The 23,837-nt window shown below is 49.5% G+C and carries 23 protein-coding genes; 17 read left to right on the plus strand and 6 right to left on the minus strand.

Features of this window, described 5'->3' with window-relative positions; all coding sequences use genetic code 11:
• Window positions 1-227 precede the first annotated feature (227 nt).
• The 3 genes from typA (at window position 228) to AS151_RS17535 (ending at window position 3,939) form a co-directional block, all read left to right on the plus strand.
• Window positions 228-2,021, plus strand: a complete 1,794-nt coding sequence (gene typA / locus AS151_RS17520) for a translational GTPase TypA (protein WP_071518382.1) — start codon at window positions 228-230, stop codon at window positions 2,019-2,021.
• A gap of 525 nt (window positions 2,022-2,546) precedes the next feature.
• Window positions 2,547-3,620, plus strand: coding sequence for a D-alanine--D-alanine ligase family protein (locus AS151_RS17530; RefSeq protein WP_071518361.1), 1,074 nt, complete (start codon window positions 2,547-2,549; stop codon window positions 3,618-3,620).
• A complete protein-coding gene (locus AS151_RS17535) occupies window positions 3,604-3,939 on the plus strand; it encodes a hypothetical protein (RefSeq protein WP_071518362.1) in 336 nt (111 codons plus the stop codon). The genes AS151_RS17530 and AS151_RS17535 overlap by 17 nt, the downstream gene beginning before the upstream one ends.
• A gap of 1 nt (window position 3,940) precedes the next feature.
• Here AS151_RS17535 and AS151_RS17540 read toward each other — a convergent pair whose 3' ends face one another.
• Entirely contained in the window at window positions 3,941-4,369 is a 429-nt protein-coding gene (locus AS151_RS17540; protein WP_071518363.1) for a hypothetical protein, read from the minus strand.
• A 538-nt stretch (window positions 4,370-4,907) separates the two neighbouring features.
• Here AS151_RS17540 and AS151_RS17545 point away from each other — a divergent pair.
• From AS151_RS17545 to AS151_RS17565, 5 genes are all read left to right on the plus strand, one after another.
• A complete protein-coding gene (locus tag AS151_RS17545; RefSeq protein ID WP_071518364.1) occupies window positions 4,908-6,689 on the plus strand; it encodes a S8 family peptidase in 1,782 nt (593 codons plus the stop codon).
• On the plus strand, window positions 6,686-6,913 hold the full coding sequence (locus tag AS151_RS17550) for a hypothetical protein (RefSeq protein ID WP_071518365.1): 228 nt from the start codon (window positions 6,686-6,688) through the stop codon (window positions 6,911-6,913). Before AS151_RS17545 ends, AS151_RS17550 begins: the two co-directional genes overlap by 4 nt.
• Before the next feature lie 265 nt (window positions 6,914-7,178).
• Window positions 7,179-7,499: a phasin family protein gene (locus AS151_RS17555; protein ID WP_071518366.1), complete on the plus strand. Its 321-nt coding sequence runs from the start codon at window positions 7,179-7,181 to the stop codon at window positions 7,497-7,499.
• Between the two features lie 178 nt (window positions 7,500-7,677).
• Window positions 7,678-8,385, plus strand: a complete 708-nt coding sequence (locus tag AS151_RS17560) for an FKBP-type peptidyl-prolyl cis-trans isomerase (protein WP_084639708.1) — start codon at window positions 7,678-7,680, stop codon at window positions 8,383-8,385.
• 205 nt (window positions 8,386-8,590) lie between these two features.
• Window positions 8,591-10,156 (plus strand): iron uptake porin, encoded by a 1,566-nt coding sequence (locus AS151_RS17565; RefSeq protein WP_071518367.1) that lies wholly within the window; start codon window positions 8,591-8,593, stop codon window positions 10,154-10,156.
• A 201-nt stretch (window positions 10,157-10,357) separates the two neighbouring features.
• On the opposite strand, the gene AS151_RS17570 is transcribed toward AS151_RS17565, so the two are convergent.
• The 3 genes from AS151_RS17570 to AS151_RS17580 form a co-directional block, all read right to left on the minus strand.
• Window positions 10,358-10,783: a hypothetical protein gene (locus tag AS151_RS17570; RefSeq protein WP_071518368.1), complete on the minus strand. Its 426-nt coding sequence runs from the start codon at window positions 10,781-10,783 to the stop codon at window positions 10,358-10,360.
• A 247-nt stretch (window positions 10,784-11,030) separates the two neighbouring features.
• Window positions 11,031-11,333, minus strand: coding sequence for a EutN/CcmL family microcompartment protein (locus tag AS151_RS17575; RefSeq protein WP_071518369.1), 303 nt, complete (start codon window positions 11,331-11,333; stop codon window positions 11,031-11,033).
• Between the two features lie 130 nt (window positions 11,334-11,463).
• The gene (locus tag AS151_RS17580) at window positions 11,464-12,150 is read right to left on the minus strand and encodes a class I SAM-dependent methyltransferase (RefSeq protein ID WP_071518370.1); all 687 of its coding nucleotides are present in this window, start codon (window positions 12,148-12,150) and stop codon (window positions 11,464-11,466) included.
• A gap of 289 nt (window positions 12,151-12,439) precedes the next feature.
• On the opposite strand from AS151_RS17580, the gene AS151_RS17585 reads away from it, so the two are divergent.
• The 3 genes from AS151_RS17585 to AS151_RS17595 all read left to right on the plus strand — a co-directional run bounded on the left by AS151_RS17585 (window position 12,440) and on the right by AS151_RS17595 (window position 14,765).
• A complete protein-coding gene (locus tag AS151_RS17585; protein WP_071518371.1) occupies window positions 12,440-12,913 on the plus strand; it encodes a GUN4 domain-containing protein in 474 nt (157 codons plus the stop codon).
• Window positions 12,914-12,937: 24 nt separating this feature from the next.
• Window positions 12,938-13,924 (plus strand): carbohydrate kinase, encoded by a 987-nt coding sequence (locus AS151_RS17590; protein ID WP_071518372.1) that lies wholly within the window; start codon window positions 12,938-12,940, stop codon window positions 13,922-13,924.
• A 148-nt stretch (window positions 13,925-14,072) separates the two neighbouring features.
• Complete coding sequence (locus AS151_RS17595; protein ID WP_139240742.1) at window positions 14,073-14,765, plus strand: hypothetical protein; 693 nt, start codon at window positions 14,073-14,075, stop codon at window positions 14,763-14,765.
• Here the strand turns inward: AS151_RS17595 and AS151_RS17600 are convergent, their stop codons facing one another.
• Window positions 14,766-15,122: a VOC family protein gene (locus AS151_RS17600; protein ID WP_071518374.1), complete on the minus strand. Its 357-nt coding sequence runs from the start codon at window positions 15,120-15,122 to the stop codon at window positions 14,766-14,768.
• A 98-nt stretch (window positions 15,123-15,220) separates the two neighbouring features.
• Between AS151_RS17600 and AS151_RS17605 the strand changes: the two genes are divergently transcribed.
• Window positions 15,221-16,270: a M23 family metallopeptidase gene (locus AS151_RS17605; RefSeq protein WP_071518375.1), complete on the plus strand. Its 1,050-nt coding sequence runs from the start codon at window positions 15,221-15,223 to the stop codon at window positions 16,268-16,270.
• On the opposite strand, the gene AS151_RS17610 is transcribed toward AS151_RS17605, so the two are convergent.
• On the minus strand, window positions 16,267-16,527 hold the full coding sequence (locus AS151_RS17610; protein ID WP_071518376.1) for a hypothetical protein: 261 nt from the start codon (window positions 16,525-16,527) through the stop codon (window positions 16,267-16,269). The two genes, AS151_RS17605 and AS151_RS17610, sit on opposite strands and share 4 nt — an antisense overlap.
• 158 nt (window positions 16,528-16,685) lie before the next feature.
• Here AS151_RS17610 and AS151_RS17615 point away from each other — a divergent pair, with 158 nt between their 5' ends.
• The 5 genes from AS151_RS17615 (at window position 16,686) to AS151_RS22905 (ending at window position 23,756) form a co-directional block, all read left to right on the plus strand.
• A complete protein-coding gene (locus AS151_RS17615) occupies window positions 16,686-18,755 on the plus strand; it encodes a flavin-dependent dehydrogenase (RefSeq protein ID WP_071518377.1) in 2,070 nt (689 codons plus the stop codon).
• A gap of 342 nt (window positions 18,756-19,097) precedes the next feature.
• Window positions 19,098-20,207, plus strand: a complete 1,110-nt coding sequence (locus AS151_RS17625) for a metallophosphoesterase (RefSeq protein ID WP_071518379.1) — start codon at window positions 19,098-19,100, stop codon at window positions 20,205-20,207.
• A 183-nt stretch (window positions 20,208-20,390) separates the two neighbouring features.
• Window positions 20,391-21,458 (plus strand): trypsin-like peptidase domain-containing protein, encoded by a 1,068-nt coding sequence (locus AS151_RS17630; RefSeq protein WP_071518380.1) that lies wholly within the window; start codon window positions 20,391-20,393, stop codon window positions 21,456-21,458.
• A 12-nt stretch (window positions 21,459-21,470) separates the two neighbouring features.
• Window positions 21,471-21,884, plus strand: coding sequence for a hypothetical protein (locus AS151_RS17635; RefSeq protein ID WP_071518381.1), 414 nt, complete (start codon window positions 21,471-21,473; stop codon window positions 21,882-21,884).
• Window positions 21,885-21,893: 9 nt separating this feature from the next.
• Window positions 21,894-23,756 (plus strand): SUMF1/EgtB/PvdO family nonheme iron enzyme, encoded by a 1,863-nt coding sequence (locus tag AS151_RS22905; protein ID WP_084639710.1) that lies wholly within the window; start codon window positions 21,894-21,896, stop codon window positions 23,754-23,756.
• Window positions 23,757-23,837: the final 81 nt, after the last annotated feature.

A 23,837-nucleotide genomic window follows, 5' to 3' on the forward strand; every position in this document is an offset into this window, starting at 1 on the left:
CCGGGGATGGACTAGCATAGCTAATCCATCTAGGCACACCCGATGAAGCGAGAATCTCACGAATTCTATTCGTGAGAGTGTCAAGGAATTTGAGCGTTGGCGCGGTCGTAAGCGGATTCTCCCCCTCGCTGGAGGTGGTTTTTTCAGGTTTCGCCAAAACCAGCTACAATGGACGTGACGCTTTTGTTTCTCGTCGCCCATACAATCATCGCACCCTAGACCTATTTATGTCTCTTCCCATTCGCAACATTGCTATTATTGCCCACGTCGATCACGGAAAAACTACCCTCATAGATGCTTTGCTCCGCCAGTCCGGTGTCTTTCGCGAAGGGGAAGAACTACCAGACTGTATCATGGATTCCAACCCCTTAGAAAAAGAGCGGGGCATTACCATCTTGTCCAAAAATACCGCCGTTCGTTACGAAGATACCCTGATTAACATTGTAGATACCCCCGGCCACGCCGACTTTGGCGGGGAGGTAGAACGGGTTCTGGGTATGGTGGACGGTTGCTTGTTGGTGGTTGATGCCAACGAAGGTCCCATGCCCCAAACGCGGTTTGTGCTCAAAAAAGCCTTGGAAAAGGGTTTGCGACCGATTGTGGTCGTGAACAAGGTGGATCGCCCGCAAGCCGATCCCTACGGCAGCATTAACAAGGTTTTGGACCTATTTATCGATTTGGGGGCTGATGAAGACCAGTGCGAGTTCCCCTACCTGTTCGCTTCTGGATTGTCGGGATTTGCCAAATACGATTTGGATGCTCCCGGAGAAAATATGAAGCCTCTGTTTGAGGCTATTTTAGAACATGTCGGTCCGCCGGTGGGCGACCCGGAAAAACCCTTGCAATTGCAAGTGACGAGCTTGGATTATTCCGATTATTTGGGTCGCATTGTCATTGGTCGCGTTCACAATGGCACCATCTACAACGGCCAGCAAGCAGCTTTGGTGAAAGAAGATGGGTCCATTGTCAAAAACAAAATTTCCAAGTTAATGGGATTTGAAGGACTCAAACGGGTGGAAATGGAGTCTGCTTCTGCCGGTTATATCGTGGCTTTGGCAGGATTTAGCGATGCCAATATTGGCGAAACCGTTACCTGCCCCAACGAACCCCAGGCTATGCCTTTGATTAAGGTAGACGAACCCACCCTACAAATGACCTTCTCCATTAACGACTCTCCCCTCGCCGGCAAAGAAGGTCAGTTTGTCACTTCCCGCCAAATCCGCGATCGCTTGCTGCGAGAATTGGAAACCAACGTCGCTTTGCGGGTGGAAAACACCGATTCCCCTGACCAGTTCCTCGTTTCCGGTCGCGGAGAACTCCATTTGGGCATCCTGATTGAAAACATGCGTCGGGAAGGATACGAGTTCCAGGTATCCCAACCCCACGTCATCTATCGGGAAATCAACGGCAAACCCGCCGAACCTTTTGAAACCCTGATGATAGACGTACCGGAAGAAGCCTCAGGTAGCTGCATCGAACGTTTGGGTCAGCGTCGCGGTGAAATGCAAGACATGCACACCGGCAGCAACGGTCGCACCCAAATGGAATTTGTGATTCCAGCTAGAGGATTGATTGGTTTTCGCGGCGAGTTCGTGCGCATGACCCGCGGCGAAGGGATCATGAACCATAGTTTCTTGGAATATCGCCCTGTATGCGGTGATTTTGAAACCCGCCAAAATGGTGCCATTATTGCCCACGAAGAAGGGGTGGCAACGTTCTATGCCTTGAAAAATGCTGAAGAACGGGGCGTTTTCTTTATTACCCCGGGAACCAAGGTCTACAAAGGTATGATCGTCGGCGAACACAATCGCCCCCAAGACCTAGAACTCAACGTATGCAAAGCCAAGCAGCTAACCAACCACCGGGCTGCCAGTGGCGAAGAGTTGGAACAGTTACAAGCCCCTGCAGAAATGAATCTGGAACGGGCTTTGGAATACATTGGTCCGGATGAGTTGGTGGAAATTACACCAGAATCCATTCGCCTGCGCAAGTCCTCAGCCAAAAAACTAGCCAAACGCTAACTTGTTTAGATGACCAAACCATAAACTTGTACCGAAAGTAGGAGAGAACTCACCCCTAACCTTTTCAAAGGGGTTTGTCTATTCTCTCCTATGTTTTTATTTGGTGTTTATCAACTTTCATTGCTCGGTCCTCCTATTTCCTTAAAAGCTTGCAATAAATAAACGGGGTATTTTGGTCGGGGGGCTCACGGGTTGCGCCCCTACTCATACCAAATCCGACCTGGAAAAACCACAATTTTTTGGTCGGGGCAATCCCCGCTTTGGATCCCTTTTGTAGGGGTAGGCACTGGGCGCTCCCCCTATGCTTCGGCAGGCTCAGCACAAGCATTTTTGTGGGTTTATGTATATCGGATTTGGTATCACGCCTTGGAACCCTAACAGGGCAATTAAAAACTCCCAGAAAATTATCGTTTTTCAGAAATGGCATCGGCTCGGTACGCCCCCAGGCTCGGGACTCCCCACCAGCCACCAAACATGATAGCCTCATAGCGATGGTCCAAGGCTGACAGGAGAAGGCAAAACACCATGGATAAAATGCAGGTGGGGTTGCTATTTGGCGGTCGTTCCGGGGAACATGAAGTATCCGTGCGTTCTGCCGAAGCGATCGCGAATGCTTTAAAACAGGAAGGCAATCCCAACAAATACGAAGTCGTACCGATTTACATCCAAAAAGACGGCACTTGGCAAAGTGATGACTTGGCAGCGTCGATTTTAGCCGGAGAAACCGAAATTCCTGCCACCGAAACCACTGCCAACGAACCCGAAAAGTTGTGGCAATTTCCAGACGCTGCCGCCAGTGTCGATGTTTGGTTTCCCATCTTACATGGACCTAACGGCGAAGATGGCACCATTCAGGGATTGCTGACCCTGATGCAAAAACCTTTTGTCGGTAGCGGTGTATTGGGATCGGCGGTGGGCATGGACAAAATTGCCATGAAACAGGCTTTTGCCGCCGCTGGTTTGCCCCAAGTCAGCTACGAACTGGCAACCCGTGCCGAAATTTGGTCGAATCCTTGTGTTTTTCCCAAACTGTGCGATCGCATTGAAGCCAATATCCCCTATCCCATGTTTGTTAAACCAGCCAACTTGGGTTCTTCAGTGGGGATTTCCAAAGCGCGATCGCGGGATGAATTAGAAAAAGCTTTGGATAGTGCCGCCAGTTACGACCGCCGCGTTGTCGTGGAAGCCGGGATTGATGCTAGAGAAGTAGAATGTGCCGTTTTGGGCAACGACCATCCCCAAGCTTCCGTAATTGGAGAAATTACTTATCAGGGAGAATTTTACGATTACGAAACCAAGTATACCGCCGGTGAAGCGGAACTGCACATCCCCGCTGACATTCCCGATGGCATGGCCCGTCAAATGCAAGAGTTCGCGATCGCTGCCTTTCAAGCCGTTGATGCCGCCGGATTGGCAAGGGTAGACTTTTTCTACCACAGCGAAACCGACACCATTTGGATTAACGAAATCAACACCCTACCCGGTTTTACTCAACTCAGCATGTACCCCCAGTTGTGGCAAGCCTCCGGACTTTCCTTTCCCCAACTGGTTGATAAGCTAATTCAACTGGCTTGTCAAAGAGATGCCGAAAGCACCTAAAATTGCATCCAATAGCAGCAAAAACCAACAAAAGCGGTGGCACTGTTGTTTTCTTCTCAGAATACCACCACCGTGGCGGTGGCTACTACTGCTGTTTGGTCTTTGTCTGGTCGCCATTTTGGTGACGGGACTCGCCTTTTGGTTGCTTACCAACCCCCATATGTTTCCCACCACCCCCCCCTATCGAAGTGAAGACAAAAAAGTCCCCGGCAAACTATCGGGATGGATGTTTGTCGCGATCGCATTCAGCTGCGGTTTGGCAACTTGGGCAATTTTACACTGGCTGGAACGTAGCGACAAATCAAAAAACAAAAAATGATTTAAGTATCTTTTGAAACCAGCTGCTGCCAATCCTTTTCCAAAACCTGAAACCACTTCGCCGCCAGCTTTACCTCCGTAAACGGAATTTCCACCGTACGATTATCCTCCAACGAAAACGCCAACGCTGCCTTGCGTCCTTTCCCAGGGGGTTTTTCCGCAGAAACCGATTTTCCATCCACCAACAACTGCATAGAACGTACCTGGGTCAAATCCAAACTTTGCAAACCCACCGGACCTTGACGGGAAGGCAATCCCCAAGTCAGTTGGTTTCCCTGCTGTGCCAAAACCGCATAAATATCGTACTTCGCCCGGTCTGCCGACTGCGACCAACGGCGATACGCCTGGACCTTCTGATATTCATTCCAACCAGCCCATGCCAGTCCCACAAACAATGCCAGCAAGGGCAACCAAATTAAACCGCGTTCCATTTTTCTTTTGCCGAGTGCTGTTGGCAATTGTAGCAGAAGTGAGAGGAGTGTGGGCGTACCGAGCGTGGGTGCGTGGGAGATACAATTGATTGTTTGATTCCATACCCCGAAGCCCCGATCGCCAACCGTTTTCCATCAAATCTTCCTCACGGAACGTCAGTCCGCAGTGGGCGCACTTCCCTTTTTGTTTCTTTAAGAGTCCAATAGGTTAAACTGCCATCGTAAGGGCTGGCTTCACCTTTAACCTTGACGTGGCGTACAATTGGTGTTTCTAGATGAGTCCTTATCTGCATCGGATAAGGTACATGGCCTTTTGGGGTTGTGTTCCTTGCCCCACCCACATTTCAGGATGTTATCCTTCCATTTTTGGTGGGAACGAATCGCACCCGGGTATCCAGTTGTCAAGGGGTTGACCCCTTGCCTCGCCCACGCTTTAGGATATTTCCTTTTAGCTTTTAGCGAGAACGAATCGCACCGCCCATAGCTCAATTGTAAGTTATCTTGGTAGCAACAACCTGTTGCTAGAGAGGGCATAGCCGTGAAAAGATTTCTCCTATTTTGCTTGTTTCTGGGGGGATTGATGTTTGCCCTGGCGAACTTCCAGGGATTGGCCAACCAAGGGCAATTTCAATCCATCGTCGTCGATTTTCGCGAAGACGTTTCCAGCCAGCAAATCCAACAGCAAGTCCAAGCGATCGCACAAAAGTACGATACCAAAATTCACCTGAACAGCGAATTTTCCCGTAAAGATAATTTCTATACATTACCCGGCGATCGCGAATTGTTACAAGAATTAAAACAATCCGACCTCAGCGAATACGTAGAATACATCGAACCCGCCTATATTTACGAAGCTTTTGCCATTCCCAACGACCCCGAATACGACCAGCAGTGGAACTTCCAAAAAATCAACATAGAAGCCGCCTGGCAGCAAACCCAAGGCAAAGGAGCCACCGTTGCCGTCATCGACACCGGCGTAACCCGCGTACGCGACTTGCAGCAAACAGAATTTGTAGCCGGGTACGACTTCGTTAACGACCGTCGGGAAGCCACCGACGACAACGGTCACGGTACCCACGTTGCCGGAACCATCGCCCAATCCACCAACAACAACTACGGCGTAGCAGGCATTGCCTACCAAGCCAAAATCATGCCATTAAAAGTCCTCAGCGGTAGCGGTGGCGGTACCGTCGCCGACATTGCCGAAGCCATTAAATTCGCCGCCGACAACGACGCCGATATCATCAATATGAGTCTCGGCGGTCCTGGGGAAAGCCAAGCCATGAAAGAAGCAATTGCATACGCCCACAAAAAAGGCGTCACCATCATCGCTGCCGCCGGTAACGAAAAACGCAACGCCGCTTCCTATCCAGCCAGATATCCCCACGTCATCGCCGTAGCAGCCACCGATGCCACCGGCAACAAAGCCCCCTATTCCAACTACGGTGCTGGCGTCGATATTGCTGCCCCAGGCGGTACCCTATCTGCCGAAAATCCCCAAGGCGGCATTTTGCAAAATACCATCGATCCCCGCGGTGGCGAAGTATTCCGTCACCTGCAAGGGACCAGCATGGCCTCGCCTCACGTAGCTGGCGTAGCCGCCTTGATCGAAGCCAGTGGAATTAACCACCCCGATGAAATTGAAGAAATCTTGACCAAATCCGCCCGTCAGGTTAAAGAAGACCCCATGAACTACTACGGGGCCGGTCGTTTGGATGCCGCCACTGCCGTACAAATGGCCAGCGAAGGGCAAATCGACGTACGCGACTTCCTGCGTTGGTTGCGGGATAACGGCTACCTCAATCCCCGTTTCTGGTTTGATGGCGGTGCGATCGCACTGTTGCCCAAAATCCTTATGGTGCTTGGTTCCTACATTCTCACCATCATCCTGCGTAAATATTTCCCCTTTGGTTGGAACCCGAATCTATTTTGGGGCTTAACCCTAGGTAGTTCCGGCTTGTTCTTCCTGCGGGGATTGTACGTCTTCGACCTGCCGCAATGGCCCCTGCGCGTAGCCGGTAGTTCCATTCCCGAACTCGGTACCGCTATTCAAGGCAATCCCGCCTTAAATCCCATTTTCGCCAGCGTATTGATTCCCGCTGTGCTGATTTTATTCCTGTTGGGACATTCCCAGTGGAAATGGCTGGCCATTGGCTCTACCATCGGCGTTTGTTCCGCTTTGACCGTCAGCGCCATCTTTACCCCTACTCTGGTATGGTTGGGAAGTGGCATCGCTGCCCGCAGCTTCTTGCTGGTCAACGCCCTGCTATGCTTTGCATTGGCTCGTTTGGCGCTCAAAACTGAGGAAGCATCGGCATGAGTATTACCCTAGAAGGCACCATCCAACACGTTCCCATGGGAACAGGAACTTGGGCTTTGGAAACGGCAAATGGCGAACAGTACGAACTGCACCAAAACACCCCACAAGACCTATTACAAGTCGGTCAAAAAGTCAAAGTCCAAGGAAAAATCCGCGATGATGTTATGACCCTTGCCGCCATTGGTCCAGTTCTGGAAGTATCCAGCTTTGAAAAAATTGGCTGAAGGCATTTTGCAGCTCTAGGTGACGCGCAAGTTTGCCACAATAGAAGAGAACTGTAGGCGTACTGGAGCAACATCAGCCATCAGCATGGGAAACCAACCGGGAGTCTGTAAAACTTGGGTCAGCGTCGAATTTCTGCAGAATGTTCGCCTTCAAGATTTCTATACTCCCGATATTTTCCAGGTTTCCAATTGTCGGAGTTCACCATGCTATCTCGCATGCTGCAAGTTCGCCTCTCCTACTCGATCGCTAAGATGGATAGATCCTATGGACAATAGCAACCCAATCAGGCAACTTCTCTTAATCGGCGTCGGCACCACCTCCTTGGTAGCGGAAAAACTACGGGAAGTGAGCGAAAGATGGGTCCGGGAAGGAAAACTCGACCCAGAAGACGCTCGCAAATTTGTTGACGATCTCATGGAACAGATGCGCGATCAAAGCAATTTTGAGGCGCAACTGGAACGCCAGCTACGCAATGTCATGAATGATTTTGGCGTGGCTAGGCAGTCGGAGTTGGACGAATTGCGCGGACGTCTCGATCGCCTGGAACATCAAGTACGAGATTTGGAAAACCGCAGCTGGAAGTAAATTCAGCCGCCAACAAGCGAAATTCTCGCCTATAGAACGGACAATAGAGAATGGAAATCGACATCCCGCGAGACGGGGTTTCGTGCCATTCTCTATTTTTGAATGGGAATTACCCTTGTGTTTGGTTGTATTTGTATTGATAATTGCACTGGACTTTTCGAGGAGGAACGGAACTACCATGCGCGAAATTGTAATTAGTTTTGGGGCGATGGTCATTTGTTTGTTGGCGATCGTGATTTCCCAGTTGGCTTCCCCAACCATGCAAGAATCTAAAGCTGCCAATCTGGAAACCAACCTATCCGAACAGACCACGCAACAGCCACAAAGCCGCTTGCTTTCCCAACTCACAGAGTCTCAAGGGGAAACCACTGCGGCAAGTACATCAGAGGCACCTACCAACGAAACGCCCCAGCCATCGCAAAGTCGCTTGCTTTCCCAGTTGATGGCTTCTCAAGAAGAAGCAGAAGCCGAAACTCAGGCAGAGTCGCCCACACCATCGGAGGAAGAAGCAGACGCAACCTCTCAAACCAATGCAGAAACAGAATATGTAACCACCGACTCAGGATTGAAATACCACGTTGTACAGGAAGGCAATGGGGCAACTCCCGAAGTCGGTCAAAAGGTGGTAGTTCACTATACAGGAGAGTTGGAAGATGGGACTAAGTTTGACAGTTCTCGCGATCGCGGTCAACCTTTTGAATTTCGCGTGGGTGTCGGCCAAGTGATTAAAGGCTGGGATGAAGCTGTTCTGAATATGCAAGTGGGCGAACGTCGGGAGTTGATTATCCCGCCAGAGCTGGGATACGGTTCCCGCGGAGCAGCTGGCGTTATTCCCCCCGATGCAACGCTGATTTTTGATGTGGAATTGCTACGCATATCTGGCTAACTGCGGCATCGTTTTTTTTCTTCGGAGTTGGGAAGGTTTGAGCTTTTCCCATACCATTGGCAATGAGATGGATGGTTCTCCATGTCACAAAAACCCTGATTCGATGGGAATTTGACCAATATAGGTCGGCATTTCCCAACTCCGAACGCACGTCCAAACTTTCTCGTACCAACCCATCGCTATTTCCTTGCCAAAGAATACTTCTATGTTCAAAACTGCTCTTGTTGTTCCCCTGACGGTGACTACACTGCTTGCTTCTCTACCTGGTAACAGTGCCGCATCCCCGAAAAAATTAGACCAGGTGACTTCTGTTTCTCAGCTGGAAGACGTACGACCTACCGATTGGGCTTTCCAAGCTTTACAATCTCTGGTAGAACGCTATGGTTGCGTGGCTGGCTATCCCGATGGCACTTTCCGCGGCAATCGCACGTTAACCCGCTACGAATTTGCCGCTGGTCTCAATGCCTGCATGGAGGTGATTACCCAGCTTCTCCAAGAAAATACGGATGCTGTGGACCAAGAAGACCTGGCAACCCTACAGCGCCTGCAAAGAGAATTTGACCGGGAATTGCTGAGTTTGCGCGGTCGCGTTAGAAGTTTGCAATCCCGCATGGCTGAGTTGGAAGCCAACCAGTTTTCTCCTACTACCAAACTATCGGGGGAAGCAATTTTTGCCCTCACCGACAGCTTCGGTGGCGACGCCGATACCCAAACGGTTTTCCAAGGCAGGGTTCGCCTTAATTTCAATACCAGCTTTACCGGTCGCGATTTGCTGGTGACGCGTTTGCAGGCGGGCAATAGCGGTTCTTTAGGTCTTACCAATACCAATAGCGGTATTTCTTTTTCCCATCCTACTGGTGAAGACGTACAGGCTTCCCAGGTATTCGGCGATACGGATAATACGTTTGTGCTGGATACGTTTGCGTATATGTTTCCCTTAGGGGAGAAAATTTCCGTAACCTTGGCTGCCAATGCTGGGATTTTTGATGATTTTACGCCTACCCTCAATCCTTATTTTGAAGATTTTGACGGTGGCGATGGGGCTTTGAGTGCTTTTGCCCAACGCAATCCCATTTATCGCCTCGGGGGGGGTGCTGGTTTGGGGGTGAAGTTTCGACCCAGCCATCAGTGGGAGTTTACGGCTGGCTATTTGGCAGCGAATGCTAGTGATTCGGGGCAGGGGAGTGGCTTGTTTAATGGCGACCAAGCGACTTTGGCGCAAGTGACGTTTCGACCCAGCGATCGCTTGGGGGTGGCTCTCACCTACAACCATGCTTATTTTAGTGAAGGAAATTTTGGTTTTGATAACGGCGGTGCTACTGGTACGGGCTTTACGGGAACAACCCTGGCCAACCAAATTGGCGCTACCAATGCCATTGATAGCGATTCTGTCGGTTTGCAGTTTGCCTGGCGGGTGGCCCCTCAAATCCAACTTAATGGCTGGGCGGGATATACCAATGTAGAATTGCTCGATAGCGATATTGATGGCGATATTTGGAATGGTGCTCTGGCTTTGGCGTTTCCCAATGTTCCCATTCCGGGCAATGTGGCTGGCTTGGTGGTGGGGGTTCAGCCTTATTTAAGCGATTTGGAAGGGTTGAACGATGTGTTTGCAGACGATCCGCCTTTTCACGTGGAAGGATTTTACAAACTCAAAATTAGCGAAAATCTCAGCGTGACCCCTGGTTTTATTTGGCTGACCTCTCCCAACCAAGATAGCGAAAACGATGATGCAGTCATCGGTACTTTAAGGACTACGTTTCGTTTTTAAGACGAACTATTTGGGAAAAATAACGATTGTCTGCAATTTTCCAATTGTTCTCGTAGGGGCGCAGCATGTTGCATCCCTACGGCAAAATACCTCGACGATCTCTTGAAAAAAAATTATTCGAAAAATGGTATTGTAAACTGTTATTCATAAAACAAAAAACTTGGGTAGGGCCGCTTCGCAAGCCGACCCTACAGTAGGGAATTAGTCAGCGTCAGCATCTTTTTTGGTCAAAATATTCCAAGCGGCTTCTGCGGCTTTGGATAAGCGATCGCCAAACTCTTCCATTTCTTTAAGAATGGAATCCCAATTTTGCTTGGCTTCGTCTTCTAACATGCTTACAGCTTCTTCTACAGAATGGCGCTGTTCGTTGGCAAAAGTACCAATTTGATTTAATTCTTCTCTGGCACGTCTGACAGCATTCATGTAAGCTTCGTAGCCCTGTTCGCCAGCGTTTTGAATTTCTGACTGGGCGCGCTTGCGCATGGCATCCACCAGTTCTTCCATTTTGGCTTTGACCTCGTCGTTTTCGTTGGGCATTTTTTGCTCTACGAGGTCTTTGGCTTGCTGGCTAACGGCAGGTTTATTTTCTGGTTTATTTTCTGGGGGAGTGGGTGCATTCTGGGTCATAAACGAACCTCCTAATGAAATTTGATTCTCTAAAGACCTTTCGCTTCTATACTCTCACATGGCAGGTGGCAACGACTATGTGGATTTCCCAACTTTCTCGCCAACTAAATAAAACCTGGCACTTACCATGCCACCAGCTTGAAAATCTCCCCAGCAAAACCCTTCTAGGGAAGTTAAACTTTGGTTAAGTTTGCCAGACCTTCAACCAACGGTAGAGATATGCACACCTGGAAAAGTTCCCGACCGTTTACGTGGTCTGCGATCGCTTGCTATACACCATGCGATTGGCCACACTAATCGTGTCGATGATACCCACAATAGTAGCATCCAACGGCGTCTTTTCCCGACCTTCAAACTGGCGAGCAGCACTACCGCAGGTCACCAAAACCCATTCTTCCACACCAGCGCCCACGCGATCGGCAGCCACTTCATAGTCAGAGAGCAAATTTCCCTCTTCGTCAATAAACTGTACCAGCAAAAATTTCACCCCACGCAGGCTTTCTTCTTTTTGGGTACTAACCACAGAACCGAGAACTTTCGCAATTTTCATGAAACTTCTGTACGATAATTTTCCAACCTTAACAGGTGTGGGGGCACCGGGTGCGTACCGAGGGTGGGAGATACAATTGGTTGTTCGATCCCATGCCCCGATTCCCTGATGCTCCGACACCTATTCTCAACTAACGGCGATGGTACTCAACCCGCAAATTGACCACATCGTTGTTTTCGCCAGTGTAGAAAGTCTCGCGGCGAACTTCCGAAAGTCCCAAACGGTTGCTAAATTGAGCAACTTCCCCTAAAGATAAAGGCCAGGGAGGACCGTTGGGTTCGGCTTCCGTCTCTCGTAGGTGAGCAATGAGCAGTAAAATGCCTTTGGGAGCAACCAAGGAAGCTACAGCTTCAATCGCTTGCGATCGCACTTTTAAAGGCAAAGATTGTACCGTACGGGATTCAAACACCAAATCGAAATACTGGTGCCATTTGGCATCCAAATGTAGCAAATCTGCCACTTCATAGTTGACCCGGGAGTGGGGAAAGCGAGAGCGACACCATGCAATCGCTTGGGAAGAAACATCAAAGGCAGTTACTTCAAAACCAGCTTGCGAGAGCGCCTCCGCATCATCCCCCAAACCGCAACCAATGACCAAGGCTTTTTTTCCAGTTGCTACTGGGGCATCCTTTTGCAGCCATTCTTGCAATTTAGGGTGGGGTTGCAACATCGCCCAAGGAATGGAATTGGCATCGCCGGCAGCTTCAGCATACAGGCGATCGAACCATCCCACGAGATCCCCTTGGCGTTCGGCTTCTGCTTGCAAAGCTTTTGCTTTTTCCCTTACCGTTTCTTGGTTAGGGGATTTGTTACTCATATTTTTCTGCGCTCAATTGGGTGTATACCTCATCAGCAGGGGGTTTCCCACCTATCCGGCGCTGCCATCACTCAGGACAACACAGCGATCGAATGCAACTGGTGGTTATGATATCACGAGGGACCCCTTTATACATTTTGTTCCATCGTTGGATGGGGAAAGGGATCCTTTTCCATGCAATTATCAGTTCCCTCGCCACCAAAGTTCGTCAGCTGTGTGGCTTTTCGCTGGTGGCAGCAATGGTCTAAACGAAGTGCAAACTCGTTCGTTCCCAAGGTCTCCTTGAAAAATGAACAAATCTACAATTCAAATTCCCAAACTCTATCAAGAACTGGAAGTTTCCCTAAGCTCCGGTCAGTGGAAATCGGCTGACGCGCAAACTCGGCAGATTATGCACTATATTGCCGGAATTCACCACAAAAATTACTTGCACGAAAGCGATCTCGCTGTATTTCCCTGTGAGGAGCTGTTGTGGCTGGATTGGCTGTGGCTGCAAAACAGCGATCGCCGATTTGGGTTTAGCATCCAGCGGCAAATCTGGCGGGAAGTAGGCGGCGATACCGAAGATGCCAACTACCAGACTTGGCTGCGGTTTGGGAAAGCGGTAGGATGGCGGCGTAATACTTGGTTAAAACCGGAAGAAATTAACTATACATCGCAAGCTTGTGCCGGGCATTTGCCTATTGATTGGCTGGAAGAATGGGAGCTGGGAGACATTTGCGTCACCCTCTTTGCCAGATTGGATTGCTGTAAAGACTCGTAAAAACCAAGGAAACAGGAAACACTTATGAACAACCCATCCCCCCGCGTACTGTGTCTGGGTGAAGTTTTATTCGATTTGCTAGCCGACCAAGTGGGTCAAAACTACGAACAGGTCACCTCTTGGACGCCCTATCCCGGAGGTGCCCCTGCCAATGTAGCGGCGGCTTTGGTAAAGTTGGGAACGCCAGCGGGATTTGTTGGTTGCGTTGGCAGCGACGACAGTGGCAACGAACTGGTAGAACTGCTGAAAACCACTGGCGTAAACATCCAAGGGGTTCAGCGCCATCAGGAGGCACCTACGCGCAAAATTTATGTGGTGCGTACCAACAGCGGCGATCGCGAGTTTGCTGGTTTTGGCGGTATGGATAGTGCTGCCTTTGCCGATACCCACCTCGATGCCAATGCTTTAGACGAGTCTTTGTTTGAAATGGCGGAGTTTCTGGTTTTGGGAACCCTAGAACTCCCTTACGATGGCACCCGGGGTGCTATTGAAAAAGCTTTGCAGCTGGCGGAAAAATACGATCTAAAAATTGTTCTCGATGTCAACTGGCGACCTATGTTTTGGCCCAACCCAGAAGCTGCCCCCCAAGCCATTCAGCATCTAATTGAATACGCCGATTTTCTGAAACTATCAGCCGAAGAAGCCCAATGGCTGTTCGATACCCAAGACCCAGGTGCCATTAAATATCGTTTGAATTCCGTTGATGGGGTCTTGGTAACTTCCGGCGAACACGGCGCTGCCTACTGTTTGGGAGAAAACGAAGACAAAATTCCCGCTTTTGCTGTCAAGGCAGTGGATACCACCGGTTCGGGAGATGGTTTTCTGGCGGGGTTGATTCACCAACTTTGCCAAAAAGGCATCCACAGCCTCGAAGATGCGGCAACTGCCAAACAAGTGGTCACTTATGCCTGTGCTGTAGGCGCTTTGACCGCCACCAAACCTGGCGCGATCGCCTCTCAACCGATGCCATCGGAAGTAGAAGCGTTTTTAGCGGAAAACCCGCCCAATTAAGTGCTGGAAGTTGTTAAGAATTTCCGAGCGATCGCCCAATTGCAGATAGAAGGTGAAAAAATGAAGGGGGGATCTTTGGAATCTCTAGAAATTGCTTTAACGCGATCGCCGCTGGGGAAACTTCTCCCAACGGTCTGCGATGGAAATCATGGAACTTTACTCTCTTTCCCTTTCCTTTACCGTAGCCACAGCTACCGCCGCCGTCTGCCCGAGTCATTTTTGGATGGGGGTATCCACGTTCACATCCGTCTTTCATTCAGACCAGGCGGTGGAAATGCCCGTTTTTCAACCCGTGGCTGCCAATGCCAACACAACGGCTGTGGAGAAAAACCAACCTTTGCTCTGGCGTTACGCGATCGCGCAAAATGCTTTGCCCGACGATTGGCAGCAGTTTGCCTACCCACAAGCCGGTTTTGCCGTTCGTATGCCCCAACCTCCTAAGGAAGTTACCGAACAAATCGACACCTCTTTTGGCAAACTCGACATTCATACGTTAAGCGCCCAGCAATCGGGGATTGGTTATTTGGCGGTTTATGCCAACTATCCCAACCACGCTTCCCTGCCAGCCAACCGCCAGCAAATTTTGGAAGCTTGGAAACAGGAGTTTGTCAACGCGGCTGGGTTGCAAATCCTACAGGAACGGGCGCTCGATTTTAACGGATATCCCGGTACGGAAATTCGCTACACCAACGGCAACGGCGAGATGGGCAAAGCCCGTTTTTATTTTGTTCAACAACGGATTTACCAGATTCTCGCCGCTACCAGCCAACAACAAGAAAGCACTCGTTTCGGCAAATATGCCGATCGCTTTCTGGATTCCTTTGAACTGTTGGATAATTAATTATTGGGAAGTATCGGGTTCGTAGAGATATTCAAACCAATTGCCATCGGGATCGCGCCCGTAAAAAGATGCGGTTCCATCGCGATGTTCGTGGAGTTCGGAAATGTCAGCGTTGGCGGCAGACAGCTCCCGGTAGGCAGCTTCGATTTCGCTGCGATCGCGAAAAACAAACCCAAAATGGGCTTCGGCTTGTTTGTAATTGGGGCTTAGTAGCGCTAAACCATCATCGCCGGCTTTCAGATAAGCCCAGTCTTTATCCTGCCAAACCAATTTCATCCCCAAATTTTGATAAAACTGGGCAGATTTTTCTATATCTTGGACGCAAATGGCTACGTGACCCAATCGCTTCAGTTGCATACAGGCTATCGCTCAAAACATCTATGCTATCTATTTTAGAGAAAACCTTTTTCCCTTGTCCTCGTCTTAAGTACAGCAACTAGTTCCTACCATCGAGCATGAAGTGGAAATTTTTATTGCCATTATTGGTTAGCGTATTTGGTTTGGTTAGTGGGCGCTACCAACAGCTGCCCCAAGCGGCAGCAATGCCCCAGCAGCGATCGCCATTCCCCCTCGCCCAAAACAAAACCAACTTGCAGTTTTCCCAACCCATTGACTGTACCTTGGGCGAAGATTGCTTTATTTTAAACTATGTAGACCGCGACCCTTCCCCCCAAGCCATTGATTTTGCCTGTCGCGGGCAAACCTACAACGGTCACAAAGGTACAGATTTTGCCCTGCGGGATATGCAAGCCATGGAAGAGGGGGTGGAGGTGTTGGCAGCAGCATCGGGAACGGTAATTGCCACCCGCGATGGTATGCCCGACCGTCGGATTACTTCCGAGAAAAGCCGCCAGGAGGTAGAAGGGACCGAATGCGGCAATGGTGTGGTTATCGACCACGGCAATGGCTGGCGATCGCAATATTGCCACTTAAAACAGGGCAGCGTAGTCGTTAGCCAGGGAGACGAAGTTTCCCGAGGTCAGGTTTTAGGAGAAGTCGGCAGTTCCGGTTTGAGTTCTTTTCCCCACGTTCATCTTTCTTTACGTTTTGAAGGGGATGTGGTGGATCCGTTTGTGGGTCGTACCCAAGCCACGGGTTGCCAGGTAGAAAGAAATCCCCTGTGGCAAGACCCCATTAGCTATACACCGGCGGGGGAAATACGGTCGGGATTTGCCACCGAAAGACCTTCCACCGATGAGGTTTGGCAAGGAAAATTCCACCAAAACGAATTTTCTACCGATGTTCCCCTGTTAATTTTTTGGATGCAAGCTTACGGTGTGGAAGCTGGAGATGTGGAAACGGTGAGGCTGACTTCGCCAGATGGGGAAGTGGTAGCCGAAACCCAACAGTCTATCGATCGATCCCATCGCATTTGGTTGCGCTACGTAGGCAAACGCAACTCCCAACAGCGACCTTTAACCCCAGGCGTTTGGCGCGCCGAATACCAGTTAAAACGGGGCGATCGCATTTTAATTGACCGCACCCAACAAGTGCGGTTGCGCTAGTTCGCCAAGAATTGGTTAGAATCTAGAGATAGCATTTCCCAAGTTTGCGCCAACATCTCGCTGAGCCAGTGACGTTGGGAACTGTCCAAGAGATTGTCATCTACGAGAATTTCTGTGGTCAGTTCTTCTAACGTCTTCCCCTGTTGCTGGGAGACAGCGATCGCGCCCACAATCGCTGAAGCCACCAATTCCTCGTCCACAGGCATTTGCTGGAGAGCGCACATTTCGCGAATTGTTCTCGGTATGGGATAATTCATGGCGAGCTTTGGCAACAGGTTCACTTACATTGCTGGAAAACAAGGATATGCGAACACGAAATGTAAACTTTGTTTAATATATTTTAATACAGCATCTCGGAATAATACAGGATTTTTCCCTTTTGTCAAGATTCCTTTAGGATTTTTTTATCATTGGCATGAAAGAACTTCTATACCTGGAAATCCCCACACCAGAAACCGACACCGTTCGCAATTGGTTGCAGCAAGAATTCCAATCCAAATGGGGGCAGCGCCATCCCACCCCCGATGGCATTTTGCTGTCATTTTCTAGTAACGCCAACAGCGACCACCCTATGCAAGACAGCCTCTCCATATTTGTGTGGTCGCTGCAAAGAACCACCTACCTGAAAGTCTTCCGCTGGGCAGACCAAGCCCTTGCCGGGGAAGCCCAAGTTATCGAAACCCTCACCAGGCAAATTCGTCAACGCTTTCCCCACCACTATCCCGAACCACCAGAAATCGACCTCTCGCAACAATCCATTTTCGATGCCCTCGCGCCCTACTATCCCCTCACCGTCAAATACTTCCAAAAAATGCCCAAAGGGGAATACGACCTCACCCGCGCCTACTGGTGGGAACGTCGCTGGCGGGAAGGGGTTCGCCATCCCCAACAACCCAAACAGGTCATTTTCCGCCAGGAGAAACTTCCCGATGACGTACCAGAAACCCCCGAGTACGATTTAATTTATATTGGCGGGGCATTGGGGGTTATCCATGCCGCTGTCATGGCGCGGTTGGGATATAAAGTGGCGCTGGTGGAAAGATTGGGGTTTGGTCGCATGAACCGGGAGTGGAACATTTCCCGGGATGAATTCCAAAGTTTGATCGACCTGAATTTGTTCACCCAATCCGAATTTGAAAGCGTCATCGCCAGGGAATACAAAGACGGCTTTCATAAATTTTTCGATGCCAACAATCCGCCGCAATGCAAAGCAGCGGTATTGCAAACCCCCACAGTTTTGAACATTGCCCTAGATACCGAAAAGCTACTGCAACTTTGCGGGGAAAAATTCCGGCAAGCTGGCGGCGAAATTTGGGATGATACGGAATTTCAACGCGCCGATATTTACGATTCCCAAACCATCGTACAAGCGCGTCATTTGCCCAGCGGCGAACAGTATCAATTTCGCGGTCGTTTGCTAGTAGATGCCATGGGAACTGCTTCTCCCATTGCCTGGCAGTTAAATGGAGGTCGCGCTTTTGATAGCGTTTGCCCCACCGTTGGCGCTTCCATTGAATCGGGATTGGGTCACGAAGTTTGGGATCGCAACTATGGCGATGTTTTGCACAGCCACGGGGATATTTCCCGGGGCAGGCAGTTAATTTGGGAATTGTTTCCCGGAAAAGGTGATGAAGTAACGATTTATCTGTTCCACTACCATCAGATGCATCCCGACAATCCCGGTTCCCTGTTGGAGATGTACGAGGATTTCTTTACCATTTTGCCAGAGTATCGTCGCTGCAATATGGATGAGTTGGTGTGGCGCAAGGCGACATTTGGCTATATTCCCGGTCATTTTAGCGTGGGCAGTCGCGATCGCCAAGTTGCTTTCGACCGACTCACCGCCATTGGCGATGCTGCTTCTTTACAATCGCCGTTGATTTTTACCGGATTTGGTTCGTTAATTCGCAATTTGGAACGTTTGACCACCTTGTTGGATAGCGCCTTGCAACATGACCTGCTGCAAGCCAAATATTTAAACCAAATTCGCGCCTATCAAAGCAACGTAGCGGTTACCTGGCTGTTTTCCAAAGGCATGATGGTTCCCACGGGGAAACATTTACCCCCGGAACGAATTAATTCCATGCTGAATACATTTTTTGGCATCCTAGCAGAAGAACCTGCCGAAATTAGCGATCGCTTTATCAAAGACCGCACCAAATGGTTCACCTTCACCCGACTCGCCTTAAAAGCCGCCCGTCAAAACCCGACTTTATTGGTCTGGATTTGGCAGCTAGCAGGTCCAAAAGACATGTTCCGCTGGTTGGGCAGTTATGTAGAATTTACCATCAATGCCATGGTTAGCTGGCTGTTGGGTTGGCTGCCGTCATTTACCACTTGGGCGCAACCCTGGCTGGAACCCCGCTATCCGGCATTGTGGTTCCGGTTGTTAGCGTTCAGTTATTTCCTCACTTCAGGGATGGGTCGCCAGCCCAAGGTTTCCCTTTCCAATCAGAAGGGGATGTCGGCGGTTGCTAGTCAGTGATTTGGAGAGTGGGAGAGGGGGAGGAGGGGGAGGAGTGGGAGAGGGGGAGGAGGGAGAAGATATGGTTTTCTCTTTTCCTCAAAATGCTGTTGTTGTTTTAGGGAAACATAGCAATTTTGCTGCCAATTTTAGATTTTCCATCTAACAATTCTGTTGCTTTTTCTGTTTGATAATCTCAGAGAGGGCAACCACACCGGAGTTGACCCTACAATCTTCCCCATTTTCCAACAATACGTCATAAACCAGGCGATCGCATTTACCCTCCTCCCATTCCTCCCCCTCCTCCCCCTCCTCCCACTCCTCCCCCTCTCCAAACCCCCTCGCCGAATTCAACGTTCTACCATGAATGCCTTCGACTTTCGCTTTGCCATCATCAGCGACCCTCACATTGCCGTTCCCCAAACCATTCAAAACCACAAGCAGCGGTTTCATTTGGTGGAAGTGAGCATTCCGGCTTTGGAACAGATTGCCGACCATCTGTCTCGGGAAAATATCGATTTTCTGCTGCTGCCTGGGGATTTAACCCAACATGGGGAACCGGAGAATCATGCTTGGTTGGGGAAAAAGCTGGCAGCGTTGCCGTTTCCCACGTATGTGATTCCGGGAAATCACGATGTTCCCGTTTGGCAGCGGGATGGTTATTCCATTGGCTTTTCTGAGTTTCCCAGTTACTATCGCTATTGTGGGTATGGTGGGGAAAATCGCTTGTACTATACCCAACAAATTTTGCCGGGGGTGAGGTTGATTGGGTTGAATTCCAATATTTTCCATCAAGATAAGCAATTGGGTTGTTTGGATGGGGAACAAATGGAATGGTTGGAAGGGGTGTTGGCAGAAGCAACGGAACCTTTGGTGATGGTGATGGTTCACCACAATGTTATTGAACACTTACCCAACCAAGCCCAACATCCCCTAGGACGGCGTTACATGCTGGATAATGCACCGGAACTGCGGCAGTTGTTGCGGCGGTATGGCGTGCAGCTGGTGTTTACGGGGCATTTGCACGTTCAGGATGTGGCGTATCAGGATGGATTATATGATATTACTACGGGGTCGTTGGTGAGCTATCCCCATCCCTATCGTATCTGTCGCTTTCGCCAAGACGAACGGGGGCAGCGATCGCTTCAAGTGGAATCCTACCACATTCAAAGCGTGGCGGGATGGGAGAATTTGCCGGATATTTCGCGGGAGTGGATCGGCGATCGCAGCCATCCATTTATGATGCGTTTGCTCACGGACCACCCACTCAAATTTCCAGAAACGGAGGCAGAAAGGCTAGTGCCGGATTTGCGTTATTTTTGGGCGCATATTTGTCAGGGGGATTCATTATTTGATTTTTCCCATTTTCCACCCCAAGCACGTCGCTATTTTGAAAATTTTGGCGCGATCGCGGCAGAAGGGCATTTAGAATTTATAGACAATCATGCAGTATTTTTGCTGGAATCCTTTTAACTCCACCCCGTAGGGTGGGCATCGCCCACCTAAAAAAACACACAAAACATCCATCATGCAAATCTCCACCCCGTAGGGTGGGCATCGCCCACCTAAAAAAAACACACAAAACATCCATCATGCAAATCTCCACCCCGTAGGGTGGGCATCGCCCACCTAAAAACAACTCACAAAACATCCATCATGCAAATCCTCCAACTCAGCGGACGGCAACGCAAACAACTCCGAAAAGCGATTCTTTCTGCCTACCCCAAATTTGAAGATTTGGAAATCTTTGTTGATGAGAACTTTGGGGAGAATTTAGCCGCGATCGCAAATAGTCGCAAATACGAATATACCGTATTTGACCTGATTCAAAGAGCCGAAGCCAAAGGGTGGCTGGACGATTTAATTGTAAGCCTGTATCAAGATACCCCAGACAATCCCGACATTCAACAGTTTTGTGCGCCCATTCAAAATTACGTCAGAAAGCGATTGCTGTTGGCAGGGGAAACAGAACCTTCTCCCGATACCCGTTCCTTGTTCGAGACAGACTTCGATTGGGAAGGTCCAACAGACGATGCCGAACTGCAAGCCTTCCTGCCGCGACAGCTTTCCTTGGAAGCCGACGTGGGCACCTTGCGGCGGGGAATTCTGGATTGTGCCAATGCCGTCTGCAAAATCACCTCCCGCGATAATCCCCACCAATCTGGAACCGGCGTTTTGATAGCCCCAGACTTGGTTCTGACCAACTACCACATTCTCAGCCACGAAAATAACGCCGACTTGCAGCCAATCGCCGCTTCCCTATGTTTTGAATTTGGCTATATCAGTACAGACCTCACCCAAAACCAGCAAACCCAACAATTTTCCGCCCATTCCCAGCAACCCGTCGTCGCCGCCAGCGAAATTAACCGCCTCGATTACGCCTTGCTGCGGCTGGAACCCAGCATCCAAAACCAACCCATTCCCCCCGTTTCCCATAATGCCACCATTCCCACTCCCAAAACCGGACTCAATTTGCTGCAACATCCGGAAGGGGAACGCATGAAAGTGTCTTTAAGTAGCAACGGCGTTGTGAGCAGCAACTCAGAAAAAGGCAAGGTATGGTACGTTAATCGTACCGCTGGTGGTTCCAGTGGGGCACCGTGTTTTGACGAAGATTGGCAGTTGGTGGCTTTACACCACGCTGAAATTGCCCGTGGGTTCGGTAGCATCCGCGAAGGCATTTTGTTTGCTTCCATTTATTCAGAAATTGCTTCTTTTTTGTAGGAGAAAAAGCGAATGTCTCGTCGTATTGTCACGCAGCAATTGCAGTCTACTCAGGGCAATGTTCCCCCAGATAAATATTTCGACCGATTGCTCAAATATATTCCGGCTGATGTGGTGGGGTTTTGGCTGGCGATTAACGGTCCCATTCAAAGCGCCGGCGATGATGTTCCCAAGTCGTTTTTGTTGTGGATGCTGTTTTTGGTGGGGTTATTGCTCACGTTTGGCTGGACGTACAAGCAAACTCAGGTACCGAAGAAAAGACCGGCATGGACGCAAATTGGGATTTCCTGCGGTGCTTTTGGGGTCTGGGTGTTTGCCCTCGGCGGTCCGTTTGCTATGCTAGACTTTTACCAGCCAATTTATGGGTCGTTGCTGTTGATTGTGTATACGTCGGCGGTTGCCCTGGTAGCGCCATCGGAATCTTAAGTTAGTGTTATGTGTGTTATGTGGGACGGACAGAAAAAAGAGCGATTCCGCGAAGCCTTGTGTTGGGTGTACCCCAATTCGCTGGAGCTGGAAATGTTCCTTGTTGATAAGGATATTTGCCGAAGTATTGAAGAAATTACAGCAGAAACGACGCTGAGAGGGAAGACTTTTCAACTCATCCAATGGGCAGAGCGTCAAGGAAGTTTGGAAAACTTATTTGAAGCTTTTTGTGACAAAAATGCTGGCAATCCTGTTGTACAAACTTTAAAAGAAGAACTGACAGCAGAGCCGTCAAATACTCCTGCCAGCGAAAACAATAATGAAAATACTGAAAATTATCGAAAATCCATTTTGATGGTTGCGGCAAATCCCAGAGGCACGAGACCGCTACGCTTGCAAGAGGAAGAACGGAAAATTAAAGAGAGACTTCGTTTGGCTGGATATGGTCAAATCCCCATCAACTCTGTGGTAGCTACCCGCCCCATAGATATTCAGCAAGCACTTTTAGATTTTCAACCGCAGATCGTTCATTTTAGCGGTCATGGAGCTAGTGAAGAAGGTTTGGTATTTGAAAATGCAAATGGCGAAGTGCAATTTATTAGCTCCCAAGCTCTGGGGAATTTATTTAAATTATTTTCCGAGCAAGTCGAGTGCGTGGTTTTGAATGCTTGCTATTCCCAGCATCAAGCTGCCATTATTGCTCAACATATTGACTGTGTTATTGGCATGAAAGAAGCCATTGGAGATCGAGCTGCTATCGAATTTTCGGTGGGATTTTATACAGCGATCGGTTCGGGAGCGTCCATAGAATTTGCTTATAATCTAGCTTGCAATACCATTCAACTAGAAGGTATTTCTGAAGAATCGACACCTGGTTTGTTCAAAAAGGAAGAATACAATCAACCGGTACAGGAATCAGAACCTGGAGAAAGACCAACTACCCGTGATAGTTCCGAATCACAAAATTCTAATTCTCGGCAATTTCAAAGTACTGCTACAGAAACAGCACTCCGCTCCTTTGAATTTGAAACAGCAACTGTAGAAATTAAAGCAGCATTCTTCGGAAAAAACATACAAATTCATCGCCGTCGCCAACAAGCACAAGGCTTTAGCGAACCTCTGGGTAACAATATAGAGCTAGAAATGGTTTATATTTCCTCGGGAACCTTCCTCATGGGAGCGCCAGAATCGGAAGAAGAAAGCCAAGACGACGAACGACCCCAGCACCAAGTGAGCGTACCAGCTTTTTTTCTGGGGAAATATCCCGTGACTCAGGCGCAATGGCGCGCTGTAGCCAATCTTCCCAAATGTGAACGCGACCTCAAGCCCAATCCATCCGGTTTTTCAGGGGATAATCGACCTGTAGAAAAGGTATCTTGGTGGGATGCAGTAGAATTTTGCCAGCGATTGTCCCAGCATACTGGCAGAGACTACCGACTTCCCAGCGAAGCCGAGTGGGAATATGCCTGTCGTGCCGGTACGCAAACGCCTTTTTATTTTGGCGAAACCATTACCACCGACCTAGCCAATTACGATGGTAATGAAGTTTACGGTCGGGGCAAAAAAGGAGAACATCGGAAACAAACCACAGATGTAGGCAGCTTTCCTGCCAATGGATTTGGATTGTTCGATATGCATGGGAATGTTTGGGAATGGTGTGCTGACGATTGGCACAATAACTATAAAGGCGCACCAACAAATGGCAGTGCTTGGATCGATCTTAAAAATAGAACAAAAACTCCAAAGCTCCTGCGCGGTGGTTCCTGGCTCAACGTCCCGCACGGCTGCCGTTCTGCGATTCGCGACTGGAGGCGACCCGCCAGCCTCAGCGACGGGTTTCGCGTGGCGTGCGCCTCGGCGAGGACTCTCTAGCCCTTTCCTCTTTTTCCCTTGTGCCCTTTATCCTTTTTTCTTTTCTCTTTCCCCCTCTCGCCGTTAGGCGAGTCGAAATTT

Source organism: Geitlerinema sp. PCC 9228, from assembly GCF_001870905.1.
GTDB lineage: Bacteria > Cyanobacteriota > Cyanobacteriia > Cyanobacteriales > PCC-9228 > PCC-9228.